This is a genomic window from Bradyrhizobium sp. NBAIM18 (genome assembly GCF_020193825.1).
GTDB classification, from domain to species: Bacteria; Pseudomonadota; Alphaproteobacteria; order Rhizobiales; family Xanthobacteraceae; genus Bradyrhizobium; species Bradyrhizobium yuanmingense.
The window spans coordinates 1-13,923 of sequence record NZ_JADYVO010000036.1; the positions used below are offsets into that span (position 1 = coordinate 1).

Annotated in this window: 13 protein-coding genes, 1 tRNA gene and 1 pseudogene; 4 read left to right on the forward strand and 11 right to left on the reverse strand. The window is 64.8% G+C overall.

Annotation, left to right across the window (positions count from 1 at the left end; translation table 11 throughout):
- From I6F17_RS36055 to I6F17_RS36080, 6 genes and pseudogenes are all read right to left on the reverse strand, one after another.
- Positions 1–532 (reverse strand): annotated as a pseudogene (locus tag I6F17_RS36055) (RNA polymerase sigma-54 factor); the annotation flags it as partial.
- Positions 533–622: 90 nt separating this feature from the next.
- Positions 623–1,636: an LPS export ABC transporter ATP-binding protein gene (gene lptB, locus I6F17_RS36060; RefSeq protein WP_225131698.1), complete on the reverse strand. Its 1,014-nt coding sequence runs from the start codon at positions 1,634–1,636 to the stop codon at positions 623–625.
- Positions 1,637–1,860: 224 nt separating this feature from the next.
- A complete protein-coding gene (locus tag I6F17_RS36065) occupies positions 1,861–2,556 on the reverse strand; it encodes an LptA/OstA family protein (protein WP_225131697.1) in 696 nt (231 codons plus the stop codon).
- Between the two features lie 5 nt (positions 2,557–2,561).
- Positions 2,562–3,293, reverse strand: coding sequence for an LPS export ABC transporter periplasmic protein LptC (gene lptC / locus I6F17_RS36070; protein ID WP_225131696.1), 732 nt, complete (start codon positions 3,291–3,293; stop codon positions 2,562–2,564).
- Positions 3,294–3,456: 163 nt separating this feature from the next.
- Positions 3,457–4,071 (reverse strand): ribonuclease D, encoded by a 615-nt coding sequence (locus tag I6F17_RS36075; protein ID WP_225131695.1) that lies wholly within the window; start codon positions 4,069–4,071, stop codon positions 3,457–3,459.
- 207 nt (positions 4,072–4,278) lie between these two features.
- A complete protein-coding gene (locus I6F17_RS36080; protein WP_225131694.1) occupies positions 4,279–5,589 on the reverse strand; it encodes a UbiA family prenyltransferase in 1,311 nt (436 codons plus the stop codon).
- Positions 5,590–5,864: 275 nt separating this feature from the next.
- Between I6F17_RS36080 and I6F17_RS36085 the strand changes: the two genes are divergently transcribed.
- Entirely contained in the window at positions 5,865–7,130 is a 1,266-nt protein-coding gene (locus I6F17_RS36085) for an MFS transporter (RefSeq protein WP_225131693.1), read from the forward strand.
- A 90-nt stretch (positions 7,131–7,220) separates the two neighbouring features.
- Here the strand turns inward: I6F17_RS36085 and I6F17_RS36090 are convergent, their stop codons facing one another.
- A complete protein-coding gene (locus I6F17_RS36090) occupies positions 7,221–7,616 on the reverse strand; it encodes a hypothetical protein (protein WP_225131692.1) in 396 nt (131 codons plus the stop codon).
- Between the two features lies 1 nt (position 7,617).
- Between I6F17_RS36090 and I6F17_RS36095 the strand changes: the two genes are divergently transcribed.
- Together I6F17_RS36095 and I6F17_RS36100 are read left to right on the forward strand one after the other, a co-directional pair.
- Complete coding sequence (locus I6F17_RS36095) at positions 7,618–8,487, forward strand: tripartite tricarboxylate transporter substrate binding protein (RefSeq protein ID WP_225131691.1); 870 nt, start codon at positions 7,618–7,620, stop codon at positions 8,485–8,487.
- A gap of 301 nt (positions 8,488–8,788) precedes the next feature.
- A complete protein-coding gene (locus I6F17_RS36100; RefSeq protein ID WP_225131690.1) occupies positions 8,789–9,286 on the forward strand; it encodes a lysozyme inhibitor LprI family protein in 498 nt (165 codons plus the stop codon).
- A gap of 158 nt (positions 9,287–9,444) precedes the next feature.
- Here I6F17_RS36100 and I6F17_RS36105 read toward each other — a convergent pair.
- Positions 9,445–9,531: transfer RNA gene (locus I6F17_RS36105), tRNA-Leu, on the reverse strand.
- A 151-nt stretch (positions 9,532–9,682) separates the two neighbouring features.
- Here I6F17_RS36105 and I6F17_RS36110 point away from each other — a divergent pair.
- Complete coding sequence (locus tag I6F17_RS36110) at positions 9,683–10,648, forward strand: complex I NDUFA9 subunit family protein (protein ID WP_225131689.1); 966 nt, start codon at positions 9,683–9,685, stop codon at positions 10,646–10,648.
- A 188-nt stretch (positions 10,649–10,836) separates the two neighbouring features.
- On the opposite strand, the gene I6F17_RS36115 is transcribed toward I6F17_RS36110, so the two are convergent.
- The 3 genes from I6F17_RS36115 to I6F17_RS36125 form a co-directional block, all read right to left on the reverse strand.
- On the reverse strand, positions 10,837–11,577 hold the full coding sequence (locus I6F17_RS36115; RefSeq protein ID WP_225131688.1) for an SDR family oxidoreductase: 741 nt from the start codon (positions 11,575–11,577) through the stop codon (positions 10,837–10,839).
- A gap of 3 nt (positions 11,578–11,580) precedes the next feature.
- Positions 11,581–12,906, reverse strand: coding sequence for an FAD-binding oxidoreductase (locus I6F17_RS36120; RefSeq protein ID WP_225131687.1), 1,326 nt, complete (start codon positions 12,904–12,906; stop codon positions 11,581–11,583).
- A gap of 110 nt (positions 12,907–13,016) precedes the next feature.
- The gene (locus tag I6F17_RS36125; protein ID WP_036045654.1) at positions 13,017–13,823 is read right to left on the reverse strand and encodes an undecaprenyl-diphosphate phosphatase; all 807 of its coding nucleotides are present in this window, start codon (positions 13,821–13,823) and stop codon (positions 13,017–13,019) included.
- Positions 13,824–13,923: the final 100 nt, after the last annotated feature.

Genomic DNA, 13,923 nt, shown 5'->3' on the forward strand with positions numbered 1-13,923 from the left:
TGAAGGCAACCGAGAGCTGCTCGGCGAGATGGCCCGACAACGTCGTCTCGGCCGCGACAAAAGCTTCGAGATTGTAGTCTTCGTCACCGGAGGCGCCGCCGCCCCATTCGGTATAGGTGGTCGGCGCGGCATCCTGAGCGTTGCGCGCGGCCGCCTCGGCCGGCTCCTCGGAGAAGACGTTGTCGAGGCCGGTGTCCAGAGTCTGCTCGATCTCGGCGCGGGTGCCGAGATCCTTGCTCATCCATTCTTCCTGGCCCGGCTCGAAGCCTTCCGCGCTGCCGCCGAAGCCGTCCTCGCCCGAACCGTCGTTCTGGCCGTCGGAATCGCCGTAATTGGCCGCCTCGGCCGGAGCTTCGCCCGCAGGCGCGTCGTCACTGGCCCGTTCCAGCAGCGGGTTTCGCTCGAGCTCCTCCTCCACGAAGGTCGTGAGATCGAGATTGGACAATTGCAGCAGCTTGATCGCCTGCATCAGCTGCGGCGTCATGACCAGCGACTGCGATTGCCGGAACTCTAATCTCTGCGTAAGCGCCATGAAGCAAGAACCGATCCCAAAAGTTGGTCCGATTTTTGCTTATCCTAGTCTCAGCCCGATGTACACGTCTTGACGAATTGGAAAAAAGGGCTAGAGGCGGAATTCCTCGCCAAGGTAAAGGCGGCGCACGTCCGGATCGGCAACGATCTCATCCGGAGTTCCCTCGGTCAAGATTTCCCCGGCATAGACGATATAGGCACGGTCGGTGAGGCCGAGCGTCTCGCGGACATTGTGGTCGGTGATCAGCACGCCGATGCCGCGGTTGGTGAGATGGCGGACGAGATCCTGGATGTCGCCGACCGCGATCGGGTCGATGCCGGCGAAGGGCTCGTCGAGCAGCATGTAATTCGGCCGCGTCGCCAGCGCGCGCGCGATCTCGACGCGGCGGCGCTCACCGCCGGACAGCGCGATCGACGGTGATTTCCGCAGCCGCGTGATGTTGAACTCGTCGAGCAGCGAGTCGAGCTGCTGCTCGCGCTTCTTGCGCGAGGGCTCGACCACTTCGAGCACGGCGCGGATGTTCTGCTCGACGGTGAGGCCGCGGAAGATCGAGGCTTCCTGCGGCAGATAGCCGATACCGAGCCGGGCGCGCTGATACATCGGCAGCCTGGTGACGTCGTGGCCGTCGAGCTCGATCGCACCGCGATCGGCCTTGATCAGGCCGGTGATCATGTAGAACACGGTGGTCTTGCCGGCCCCGTTCGGGCCGAGCAGGCCGACGGCCTCGCCGCGGCGCACATAGATGCTGACGCCGCGCACCACTTGGCGGCTGCCGAAGGCCTTTTCCACACTATGCACAGCCAGGAATCCGGGCCGCTTCAACAGCTGCGGCGCGCCGGCACCGTTGGACCTGGCGGCCGTTCGGACGGGATGAACCGCCTGCGGACGCGACTCGGCCTGATAGTCGGCCTCGTAGTCGCCCGTGTGGTCACCTTGGAACTGGTCGGGCCCGCGGGGCTGGTCGCGGGCAATCGGCGTGTCCCTGACAGGACTGGGCACGAGGCCGCCGACGCTGTCGCCGAGCGCAGTGATGTCCTGACGCGCAAATCCTGGCCGGCCGCGCTTGGCGGGGCGCCGACGGAACATGCTGAAGAGATCGACCATCCCCGCCTTCTAGCCTTTGGCGTCGTCTTGCGCGAAATCCGCGCGATCTGTCGCGCCGGCACTGAGCGATTGGCCGACGCAGCATGGGTGAAGGAATGTCTCATGCCCAGTGAAACACGCCTGAAAAGCGGCGGATCCCGCTTCGAAAGCCCTGCGCGCTAGATACAGGCTCGCCCGCCAGGCTTCAACCTCGGATCGGGAGAGCCCGATCCAAGCTATTGAATTCACTTTTGTTTGCTTGCGCCGGGTAATTGCAGGGGCGGCGCTGCGCCGGGTTTGCCCCCGCAATCATTGCTGCCGCCCTGCGGCAGCAGCGCCTGCACCCGCCCGTTGTCGGATTCCACGCGGGACACGCCGGTGGTCATGTCGACCATCAAGCGATCGCCGCGCAGCACGTTCTTGCACTGCGTCAGGACCACCTGGCCCGAGCCGCCGAGCATGGTGATGAGGTTGGTCTTGGTATCGAACACGGCGGTCTCGCCCGTCACCACCTGATCCTTCTGGGTGACCACGACGTTGCCGCGCGCCTCCAGCCGCTTGATCGAGGAGCTGCCGCCCGGACCCGGCTGCGCCGACTGCATCGGCGCCGATTTCGCGCCTTTCGCCGCGGGCTGCGGCGCGGCCGGCTTGTCGCCGCCGGACTCGTAGAATACCACCAGCGTCTTCGAGGTCATGGTGGTGTCGCCCTGCACGACCTTCACATTGCCGGCGAAGGTCGCCTCCTTCTTCTTGTCGCGCATCTCGAGCGAGGCGGCTTCGATCTGGATCGGCTGATCGCGGTTCTGCGAGAAGCCCTGCATCGCATTGGGCACACCCTGCATCGTGCTCTGAGCAAGGGCCGCACCCGTGACGAGCAGCGCGAGGCCGATAGCGAGCGCGGCCTTGCTGACAAAAATGTCACGCGGAAAACAGGTCATCATGAAAATCACTTCGAATTGGCAGACTTGTTCTGAGGCGTGCGTGTCTTCGTCGGCGCCGCCTCGGGTGGCGCAGGCTGCGTCGCGGCGGGCTCGTCGAGCTTGTCGAGGTGCATCACCACATTGCCCTCGAAGCGGATGACGTCACCGCCTTCGGTAATCCGCAGGCGATCCGCGCTCAGCGTGCCATTGGTCAGCTTGACGTCGACGCGCTCGTCCGACGAGACCGTACCCTTGCCCATGTCGACGAAGGCCGAGTTCAGCCGGGCCTCATAGCCGGTCGAGGTGCGCAGCAAGATATCCTTGCGCAGATCGAGCTGCTGCTGCTTGTTGTCGAAGCGGCCGGTGCGGGCATCGAGGAACAGGGTCGACTTATCCTCCATCAGCACTTTCGCACGCAGGTCATTGAGATCGACATGATCGGGATCGGTGATGTCCTGCGTCGCGGTCTTGGCCCAGAGCTCGTAGGGCCGCTGGTCGGGCGTGTAACCGGCGAGGTGCGGCGATTCCATCGTGATCTTGGTGCCCGACACCACCAGATTTCCGGAGTCGAGCGGCAGCTTCGGCATCAGCATGCGGAACGGATTGAAGATCGAGACGCCGATGATGACAGCCATGGACAGCACCACCGCACCCGGGACCGCGATGCGCAGAATCCGCACCAGGCGGCTGTGGCGCGCCGCGCTGGCAAACTTCGCCGCAAGCGCGGCGTCGTAGGTTGGGTTCTGGGCCGAGTTCACCGGGGTTCCTACTTACCTGTCTCCTGACGTATTGCTCGCCATGTCCGGTCGAGGGGGCACGCCATTCTATCCGGCGCCGCCCAAATATGCAGCCGGCGACAGGCCGTTACGAAAGTGTCCGAAACGGGGCGGTAATCCCGGGCCAACCGCCGCGCGGAGGCCTTCAGGAGTGCGCGAAAATGTCCTCTTCCGCCCAGCCCTGGAGGTCCAGCAGGGCGCGGGTGGGCAGGAAGTCGAAACAGGCCTGCGCCAGCTGGCTGCGGCCTTCCCGCACCAGCATGGCGTCCAGTCGCTCGCGCAAGGCATGCAGATGCAGCACGTCGGAGGCGGCGTAGGCGAGCTGCGGCTCGCTCAGGCTGTCGGAACCCCAGTCGCTGGACTGCTGCTGCTTGGAGAGGTCGATGTTGAGCACCTCGCGGACGAGGTCCTTGAGGCCGTGGCGGTCGGTGTAGGTGCGGGTCAGGCGGGACGCAATCTTGGTGCAATAAATCGGCCCGGTCATGACGCCGAAGGTCTGGTACAGCACCGCAACGTCGAACCGCGCGAAGTGGAATATCTTCGTGACCCCAGGATTGGCGAGCAGCGCCTTCAGGTTCGGCACGTCGGTGTGGCCCTTGGGGATCTGCACCACGTCGGCGCTGCCGTCGCCGGGCGAGAGCTGCACCACGCAGAGACGGTCGCGGTGCGGGTTCAGCCCCATGGTCTCGGTGTCGATCGCGACCGCTCCGGTGTAGCGGGACAGGTCGGGCAGGTCGCCGCGGTGCAGGCGTACGGTCATGAAAACCTCGGGTCGAATCGGTGCGTCGATATCATAGGCTAGAGCATGATCCGGAAAAGTGTGCAGCGGTTTTCCAAAAAGATCATGCTCAATCAATAACCTAAAGCGCGATGGCGATTCATCTTAATCGCATCGCGCTTTAGTCGAATGGATCGCGATGTAGCCAGTCGCAACAGGTCACGCAAGCGGCCGTGACCTTACGGCCGGTCAGATCGCAGCGAGCATGATGCAGACCATCGCCGCGACTGCGGTGCGGCTGGGGCCGTCCCGGAACGCGTACAGGATCGGATCGTCCGGCATCTCGCGGCGATGCGCCATCATCAGGGCACGGCCGAACCAGTACAGCAGCAGGGGCGTGAGCAGCCACAGCATCCAGGGGCGGCTGTAGAGCGGCGTCACCGCCGAGGACGAGACGTAGAGCGAGAACACGGTCACCGCGTTCATGGCGCTCGCCGCCGCCATCGCGGCGATGACGTTAAGGTCGGTGACACGGTAGTCGCGGTTGGAGGGATCGGCGAGGCCCACGCTCTCGCGCATGCTGAGCTCGCTGAATCGCTTGATCAGGGCGAGCGAGGTGAACACGAACAGCGAGAAGATCAACAGCCATTCCGACAGCACCACGCCGACGCCGACTGCGCCGGCGACGATGCGAAGCGTGTAGAGGCCGGCGAGCGTGACGATGTCGACCAGCATCTTGCGCTTGAGCACGAGCGAATAGGCGATCGTGGTGGCGAGATAGAGGCCGAGCACGCCGAGAAACTGCGGCGAGATGCAGAGGCTGGCGGCAAGCGCGAACAACCACAATGCAGGAATGGCCGACAGCGCCGACGAGATCGGCAAATCGCCCACCGCGAGCGCGCGGTGGCGCTTGCTCGGATGCTGCCGGTCGGCGGCGAGATCGAGCAGATCGTTCATCAGATAGGCGCCCGAGGCGCAGGCCGAGAACGCCAGGAATGCGAGCAGCGCGTAGCCGAGCGTCGAAAGGTTCAGCTGATGCGCCGTGAGCGCGGGCACGAACACCAGCGTGTTCTTGGCGTATTGATGGACCCGCAGCGCCTTCACCCAGGTGGCGAGGCCGGCTCTGCGGACCTCGTGATTTTCGATGCGCGCGATCGAGGCACAATCGAACGGCACGCGGCCCGCCGCGAGATCGGCGTGCGTGACGACGCCATCGAAGCCGAGATGCGCTGCGATCGCCGCGGCATGAGCGGCGAGCCGATCCGCGACGAGATAGACCTTCTCGCCGCGCGCCCGTGCCGCCAGCGCCCGGTTCATCACATCGGAATCATAGGGCAGATGGGCGTAGTCGATCTCAGCTCGCGCCAGGATCGCCGTGAGCGCCGCCATCCCCGCCCGTCCGCCCGCGCCGAAGCGCGCCAGCATGCGGCCGGGGCTGGAGAACAGCGCCTCCATCAGCAGTTCGGAACGCAGCAGCGCGCCTTCGAGGTCGATGACGAGGGTCCGGGCCGCCGACGGCTCGGACAGGCCAGGATCATACTGGGAGGCACGCTGCTCCATCCGAAAACGCTCTGACTTGCCGTGACATGACCGGCATTCGGCCGGGGGAGCAGGAAATTGGACGGCCAACCCTATGGGAACATTCACTAAAGGCGACTTAATTTGCCTGGAAAGGTGGGACGGCTTTCGCCCCAGGCGCTGTTGCTCGGATCCCACAATCCGGCGCGAGTTTCCTATCCCGGCAGAACTTTTGCTTCGCGTGCCGTGGACATCGTCCCGACCCACCCTATCTGCCAGTTTCCCTCGCCGGGGGGCCCACCCTGAAATCAGGTGCCATGACCGAACCAACGCTCGCTGCGCCGATCGACGAGCAGCGCCCGCACGGATTTTCGCGCTACCAGGTGCTCCTCATCGCGCTGCTGGCGCTGACGCAGTTCACGATCATCCTCGACTTCATCATCATGTCGCCGCTCGGCGCCATCCTGATGCCCGCGCTCGGCATCACGGCGGGGCAGTTCGGCGTTGCCGTATCGGCCTACGCGTTCAGTGCGGGACTATCGGGCATCCTCGCCGCCGGCTTTGCCGATCGTTTCGATCGCAAGCGCCTCCTGCTGTTCTTCTATGTCGGCTTCACGCTCGGCACGCTGCTGTGCGCGGTGGCGCCGAACTACCATGTGCTGCTGATCGGCCGGATCGTGACCGGATTGTTCGGCGGCGTGATCGGCGCGGTCGTGCTCGCCATCATCACCGACCTGTTCTCGTTGCAGATGCGCGGCCGCGTGATGGGAATCATCCAGACGGCGTTCGCCGCCAGCCAGGTGCTCGGCATTCCCGCCGGCCTGTTTCTCGCCAATTACTGGAGCTGGCATGTCTGCTTCATCGCCATCGTCGTGCTGTCGATCGTGACGATCGCCATCATCGCCTTTGCCATGGAGCCGGTCGACGCGCATCTGAAGCTGAAGCAGGACAGAAACCCGTTCCGCCATCTGGTCGCGACGGTCAGTGAGCCGCGCTACACGCTCGCCTTCGCCATCACGACGCTGCTGGCGACCGGCGGCTACATGCTGATGCCGTTCTCCAGCGCTTACACCGTGCACAATCTCGGCATCGACATCACGCATCTGCCGACGATCTATCTCGTCTCCGGCCTGTTCAGCATCGTCACGGGACCGCTGGTCGGCCGCGCCAGCGACGCGTTCGGCAAATATCCGACCTTCGTGTTCGGCTGCGCCATGACCGTCCTCATGGTGCTGATCTACACCCATCTCGGCCACGTCTCGCTCGCGACCGCAATCATCGTCAACGTGCTGATGTTCGTCGGCATCTTCTCGCGCATGATCCCCTCGCAGGCGCTGATGTCGGCGATCCCGGAGCACGGCCAGCGCGGCTCGTTCAGCGCCGTCAGCGCCTCGCTCCAGCAACTCTCCGGCGGGCTCGGCTCGGTGCTCGCCAGCGCGATCATCGCGCAAGGCGCGGACGGCGCGCTGCTCCATTTCGACCGGATCGGCTACGTCGTCGTCACCACGACGATCGTCACGCTAGTGATGATGTATTTCGTGCAGAAGGCGGTGGCGGAGCGGACGGGAAAGCGGGTGGTGTGAGGGGCACGAGAAGACCGATCTAGCGCCACAGGACCCACGCGCGGCGACGCGGCGATTGCCGCCTGCCATCCCTACCGATCTGAGATCGCTCTATTCGGATCCGGACCCCAAAACGGGGCCCTGGAAGGATTGGATCGCCATCACCGAAAGAGCCTGTATTTGCAGGTCGTTTTCAGCCGTCCATCGAGCGATCACCACGCCCTGCAATTCCCAATAGCGCAGGAAGCCGCCGTGCGAATTCGTTTTCCGCGCGATGGAAGTCACCTGCTTTGTGGTGGACACAGTGCCGCACGTCACGCAGCCACGTTCTTCGCTAGTTTTGTCCGATCGGTCCTCGCGACTCGACAAGAAACAACAAGAGCAAGGGCGGGAAATGAGAAAGCTGACACGACGAACATTCGTGATGGGTTCGGCCGTCGCGTTGTGCGCGCCGGCTGTAAGGACCGAGGCGCAATCCGCGTGGCCGTCCAAATCGATCAGGATCATCGTGCCCTATCCACCGGGCGGCCAGACCGACGGCATCGCGCGCGCGTTCGGCGACTTCCTGGCGCGGCAGGTGGGCAAGCCGGTCATCGTCGAGAACAAGGGCGGCGCCGGCGGCGTCATCGGCGTGGCAGAAGCGAAACGCGCCGATCCGGACGGCACCACCATCCTGTGCACGATCTCGTCGTCGCTGATCCAGAACCGCGTCACGGTAAGAGACCTGCCCTACGATCCCGACAAGGATTTTACCTATCTGACGATGGTCATCGGCGCTGGCGGTCCGGTCGTGGCGGCGAAGAAGACCGGCGCGACCAACCTGCGCGAGTTCATCGAATACTGCAAGAAGGTCGGCAGCGTGAACTGGGGATCCTATGGCGTGGGCTCGACGCCGCACGTCCTGATCGAGACGATCGCCAAGCAATACGGCATAAAGGTTCAGGTCATCCAGTATCGCGGCGAGGCGCCGATGTGGAATGACGTCGCCGGACAGACGCTTGATGGCGCCGCCGGGAGCTATGCCGCAGCCGCGCCCGTCATCCAGGCCGGCACCGGCAACCTGATCGGCGTGGTCGGCACCCGCCTGCCGCCCCATCCGGACACGCCGACCATGACCGAGCAAGGCGCCGTCGGCGACTTCTACAATCTGCGTCCCTTCACCACGTTTGCGGTGCCGTCCGGCACGCCGCGGGATATCGTCGATCGCCTCTCGCCGCTGCTGATCCAAGCGGGAACCGATCCGAAAGTTCAGCAGATGCTGAACAACTTCATCCTGTCATCGCCGGCCGATTTCGAAACGACGAATCGGATCTTCAAGCGCGACAGCGACGTGATGCTCCGCATCCTGGGCGATCTCGGCGTCAAGCCGTCGGATTAGCCGCGTCGCGGCCTAGCAGCCCAGTGCGCTTCCTGCTCCTCGTGGCTCTCCGTATTCGGCGCCCAGCCGACATCGAGCGTGTGGACCATGGCGACACTCCGGGCGTCTGCCGGCGTGTCAAATGCACGGTCGTCGTTGCGGAGCCGCCCAGATGGTTTCCAGATATGACGTGCAGAAGGCGGTGGCGGAGCGGACCGGGAAGAAGGTGGTGTGAGGAACGGCTCCTGCTCCACATTCGGGTGAACCCACGCCGGGCCTCCGGTGACCAAGGTTGCATCGATGCGCCGAACGGAGATCTCCCGTGAAATTCAAGCTTGCCGCCGCGATCCTCGCCGCGGGCCTCCCGCTGGCATCGATGGCTTTCGCCCAAGACACCACCCAAAGCACCGCGCCAGCCGACCTTGCCGTGATCGATGCCTGCCTGAAGAAGGTGGAGAAAACCGGCGGTTTCGGCGGCGCCTGCGTCGGGCTCGTCGCCGACCCCTGCATCAAGGCGGCAGAGGGCGCGAATGACGATGTCGCCAGAGGGAAGTCCTGCGCGGCGCGCGAACTCGCCGTCTGGACGCAGAAAACCAGTGAGGCGCTGAAGAAGGTTCAGGCGGGCGGGTTCGCCGACGCGATCAAGGCGGTCAATGACTCGCAGAAAATTTTCGCCGCGTCGCGTGATCGCCTCTGCGCGGTCTTCGACAACGTCGACCCCGGCATGTACCGAGGCGGCGCGAGCTACTGCCGCCTGCGCGAGACCGCAAACCGCTCGCTGAGCCTGATCAAGCTCGGCGCTGCTGTCAACGAGCACTAAGGCCTTCTAGGGGGCTCGGGGTCACCGGCCTCGCCGGCATCTTCCGACGTGGCGACGACGGCCATTCGGCGCGCCACGAGCGCTGTGCTTCGGTGTCGTGGACCGGTCAGCAGCGCGATGTCCTGCGGATGAGCGATTTCAATCGCTTGAGCAGGGGATGGTGCCCAGGAAAGGACTCGAACCTTCACGGCCGTTAAGCCACTGGCACCTGAAGCCAGCGCGTCTACCAATTCCACCACCTGGGCATGCCGTTTGGGGCACGGAGGCGGTTACTACGGTTCGGTGACGCCGTTGTCAATTCATGCGTGAGGCCGGGGTCGGGATGCGGATTGCGCATCGCAAACCGGCCCGATACAAGCCTGACAAGACGCACTCTTTTCCGCAGGAATGGCTCCCATGGCATCGAATCTGGACACGCTGGTCACGGTTTTCGGCGGATCTGGGTTTTTGGGCCGCAGCGTCGTCCGCGCCCTGTGCAAGCGGGATTACCGTATCAGGGTTGCGGTGCGGCGGCCGGAACTCGCCGGATACCTCCAGCCGCTCGGCCGGGTCGGGCAGGTCCACACCGTGCAGGCGAATCTGCGCTATCCGGCCTCGGTCGAGGCTGCGCTGCGTGATTCGCATGTCGTGATCAATCTGGTCGGCGTGCTCACCGAGAGCGGCGGGCAGACGTTTGACGCCGTCCAGGCCAGGGGCGCCGAGACCGTCGCCAAGGCGGCGGCCGCCGCAGGTAGCGCGCTGGTGCATGTCTCGGCGATCGGGGCCGATGCGCAGTCGCCCTCACGCTATGCCAGGGCCAAGGCGGCCGGCGAAGCCGCGGTTCTGGCCGCGGTTCCCTCCGCCACGATCTTCCGCCCGTCCGTGATGTTCGGCCCCGAGGACCAGTTCACCAACCGCTTTGCCGCGCTGGCACGGATGTCGCCGGTGCTGCCCCTGATCGGCGGCGAGACCAAGATGCAGCCGGTCTATGTCGGCGACGTCGCCAGCGCGATCGCGGATGCGGCCGACGGCAAGGCCAAGGCGGGCGCCACTTACGAGCTCGGCGGGCCGGAAGTGCTGACCATGCGCGAGATCATCGAGGCGATCCTCCAAATCACCGACCGCAAGCGCATGCTGGTGCCGCTGACGTTCGGCCTCGCCCGCTTCCAGACCAACTTCCTGCAATTCGCGCCGGGCGCGTTCAAGCTGACGCCGGACCAGGTCACGCTGCTCGAGCGCGACAATATCGTGTCGGATGCGGCGAAGGCGGGCGGGCTGACGCTGGAAGGACTCGGCATCCAGGCCGACTCGCTGGAAGCGATCGCCCCGCAATATCTCTGGCGCTTCCGCCCGCAGGGCCAGTTCCAGCGCATGAGCGTGTGAGGAATCTTCTTTACCTCGCCCCGCTTTGCGGGGAGAGGTCGGATTGCGCAGCAATCCGAGTGAGGGGGTACAGGTCTCTCGAAGACCGCTCGTGCGGAGAGAAGCCCCTCACCCAACCCTCTCCCCGTAAGAACGGGGGCGAGGGGGTGCACTGTCGCTGGAGCGAAGACTGGCCTGTTACACGACTTTCAAAACTTCAGCTTCTTGAACACCGCTTCCGGCAGCGTCTTGATGATAAGCATCACGAGGCGCCATTTGCCGCTGACATAGACGATGTCGGTCTTGCTCTCGACGGCGCGAAGGATCGCAGCGCCGACGACGGGGGCTTCGACGGTGAGCGGGCCGATCAGCTTCATGCCTTCGGTCATCCTGGTGCGGACGAAGCCGGGCTTGACCGTGACGACGTGGACGCCGCCCCGGCTGGCGCGGGCGCGCAGGCCGGACAGGAAGGCGGAGAAGCCGGCCTTGGCCGAGCCATAGACATAGTTGGAGGCGCGGCCGCGATCGCCGGCGACCGAGGACACGCCGACCAGCGTGCCGCTGCCGCGGCCCAAGAACTTCTCCGCGAACAGGCCGAGGATCAGCGCCGGACCTTCGTAGTTGGAGCGCATGATCGCGGTGGCCTGGACGAGATCACTCTGCGCGCTCTCTTGCACACCAAGCAGGCCGACGATCGAGATGACGACATCGGGCAGCGCGGGCAGGCCGGCGACGAAGCCCTCGAACGAGGCGGTGTCGAGCACGTCGAATGTGTGAACACCGACCTCGACATTGTAGCGCGCGCGAAGATCGGCGGCGTCAGGCTCCAGCGCGGCGACGTCGCGGCCGGCGAGCCCCACATCGTATCCCGCTTTGGCAAAGGCGCGCGCCGTGGCGCGGCCGATGTCGGATGAGCCGCCCAGCACCAGTACAGACTTGCGCGACGTCACGGCCTAGACCTCATCGAACAGACGTTGTGAAAGCTTGGAACGGATGTTGCCGGCGGGGTCGAGCGCTTTGCGGATCGCGTTGAAGCGCGGCAAGGCGGGATAGCCGGCTTCGAGCGTCTCGCGCGACTGGCGCGCATCCTTGGCAAGATAGAGCCGGCCACCGGCCGCGACAACGAGACGGTCGATCTCGTCGAGAAAATTCAGGATATCGCCGCGCACAGGGAAATCCAGCGCCAGCGTGTAGCCGGGCAGCGGAAACGACAGGATGCCCTCGCCCTCGCCGAGCTTCTTCAGCACCGCGAGGAAGGAGGCATCGCCACGCCGCGCGACGCGACCCAGAATCTCGCCGAGCACGTCGCGCGCGCCGTTCTCGGGTATCACGCATTGATGCTGCAGAAAGCCGCGCTTGCCGTAGATGCGATTCCAGTCGGCAAGGCTGTCGAGCGGGAAGAAATAGGGATAGAGCGAGACCACATGGCTGCCGCCGGCGCGTCGCGCGCCCATGCGGTAGTACAGCTCGTTGAAAGCGCGGATGCCAAAGCGGTTCAGCGTCACCGAGGGCAAATCGATGGGCACGCCGCGACCGGGATGCTTGCCGGCGGGAAACGCCGCGGCGCCGGCAGGAAGCTCGTCCTCGCCGGCGTGCTCGCCGAGATAGATCAGCGAGCGGCCGAGATCCTTGCCGCGGGCAGCGCAATCGATCCAGGCCACCGAATAAGTCGCGGCATCGCCTGCATCGAGCGCGCGCATCGCGGCATCGAGATCGGATGCCGAGATCACGCGCTCGCGGATCCATCCCGTTTCGACCTTGCGCAGCCGCAAGGTCGCTTCGAGGATGACCCCGGTCAGGCCCATGCCGCCGATCGTCGCAAAGAATGCGTCGGAGTTCTGCTCGCGCGAGGCTTCGATCAATTCGCCCTCGCCCGTGCGCAGCAAGATGGCGTCGACATAGCGGCCGAAGCCGCCCTCGCAATGGTGGTTCTTGCCGTGCACGTCGGCGGCGATGGCGCCGCCGATCGAGACGAAGCGCGTGCCGGGGAGCACGAAGGGCAGGAAGCCGCGCGGACCGAAGGTCTCGATCAGGTCCGAAAGCAGCACGCCGGCCTCGAGGCGGATGCGGCCGGTCGCCGGATCGAACCACCTGATGCGGTCGAAGCCCGTCATCGTCACCGTCCTGACGGCGCCGATCGCGGCATCGCCATAGGCACGGCCATTGCCGCGCGCCACGGTGCCGGACACGACGGCGTCGGCAACCGCCGCGAACGCGCGCGGACGCAGCATCTCGGTATCGACGACCGGGAAGCGCCCCCAGCCGCTGACGAGGGTCATGGCTCAGCTCCTGCGCCGGGCGCGCCGCCCGACATTGCGAAACTGAGTACCGATCAAAAGCTTATATTGCGTTGAAAGCGCGGTTGGCACGTAGATGGGGTAAGATGGGCCTACCGTCCCAGCGCCAGCGCGATCAGGCCGAGGGTGCCGACGATGACGCGCCACCAGGCGAACAGCAGGAAACCGTGCCGGGTGACATAGGTCAAGAACGTCTTCACCACGATGATCGCGGTGATGAAGGACACCACGAAGCCGATCGCGACGATGTTGATGTGGTCCATCGTCATCTCGGCGCGGCTCTTGTAGAAGTCGTAGGCGAACGCGCCGATCATGGTGGGGATCGCCAGAAAGAACGAGAATTCCGCCGCGGCGCGCTTGTCGGCTCCGAGCAACATCGCGGCGACGATGCTGGCGCCGGAGCGGGACACGCCCGGGATCATGGCCACGCACTGCGCGATGCCGATATAGAGATACATCAAGAGCGGAAATCTGGTGGCATCATGCTCGCGCGGCTTGAGCTCGAGCTTGTCGACCCAGAGTAGGACGGCGCCGCCGACGATCAGTGTGAAGCAGATGACCCACGGATTGAACAGCAGGAGCTTGATGTACTTACCGGCGACGAGGCCGACGATGACAGCGGGCAGGAATGCGACCAGCACGCCGATCACAAAGCGGCGAGCATAGGCATCGCCCGTGAACAGGCCGATGACAACGTCCCACAGCTTGCGAAAGTACAGCCCCACGATCGCGAGAATCGCGCCCAGCTGGATCAGAACCGTAAACGAATCCCAGAACGCGCCTTCGCCGAGATGAAAGAAGCGCTCGGCGATCAGGAGGTGGCCGGTCGAGGATACGGGAAGGAACTCGGTCACGCCCTCGATGATGCCGAGGATCACTGCCCGTATAGCGTCTGACATATTTACGGTCCATTTCGGCTGGAAAAGCGGGGCTCTTCTCGCCTATTCGACCCCATGCCGCAATCGCAAAATGCCAAATCACGCCCTTGCTTCGAGGTTT

Coding starts and splice junctions, on each gene's coding strand:
- I6F17_RS36075 (WP_225131695.1), bottom strand. CDS start 4,071: ATGACCGTACGCCTGCACCGCGGCGACCTGCCCGACCTGTCCCGCTAC.
- I6F17_RS36090 (WP_225131692.1), bottom strand. CDS start 7,616: ATGATCCTGATCGATTTGGACGGCCACGCGGATTGCGCCTCGGTCCTT.
- I6F17_RS36120 (WP_225131687.1), bottom strand. CDS start 12,906: ATGACCCTCGTCAGCGGCTGGGGGCGCTTCCCGGTCGTCGATACCGAG.
- I6F17_RS36080 (WP_225131694.1), bottom strand. CDS start 5,589: ATGGAGCAGCGTGCCTCCCAGTATGATCCTGGCCTGTCCGAGCCGTCG.
- I6F17_RS36110 (WP_225131689.1), top strand. CDS start 9,683: ATGGCATCGAATCTGGACACGCTGGTCACGGTTTTCGGCGGATCTGGG.
- lptB (WP_225131698.1), bottom strand. CDS start 1,636: ATGGTCGATCTCTTCAGCATGTTCCGTCGGCGCCCCGCCAAGCGCGGC.
- I6F17_RS36125 (WP_036045654.1), bottom strand. CDS start 13,823: ATGTCAGACGCTATACGGGCAGTGATCCTCGGCATCATCGAGGGCGTG.
- I6F17_RS36085 (WP_225131693.1), top strand. CDS start 5,865: ATGACCGAACCAACGCTCGCTGCGCCGATCGACGAGCAGCGCCCGCAC.
- I6F17_RS36065 (WP_225131697.1), bottom strand. CDS start 2,556: ATGATGACCTGTTTTCCGCGTGACATTTTTGTCAGCAAGGCCGCGCTC.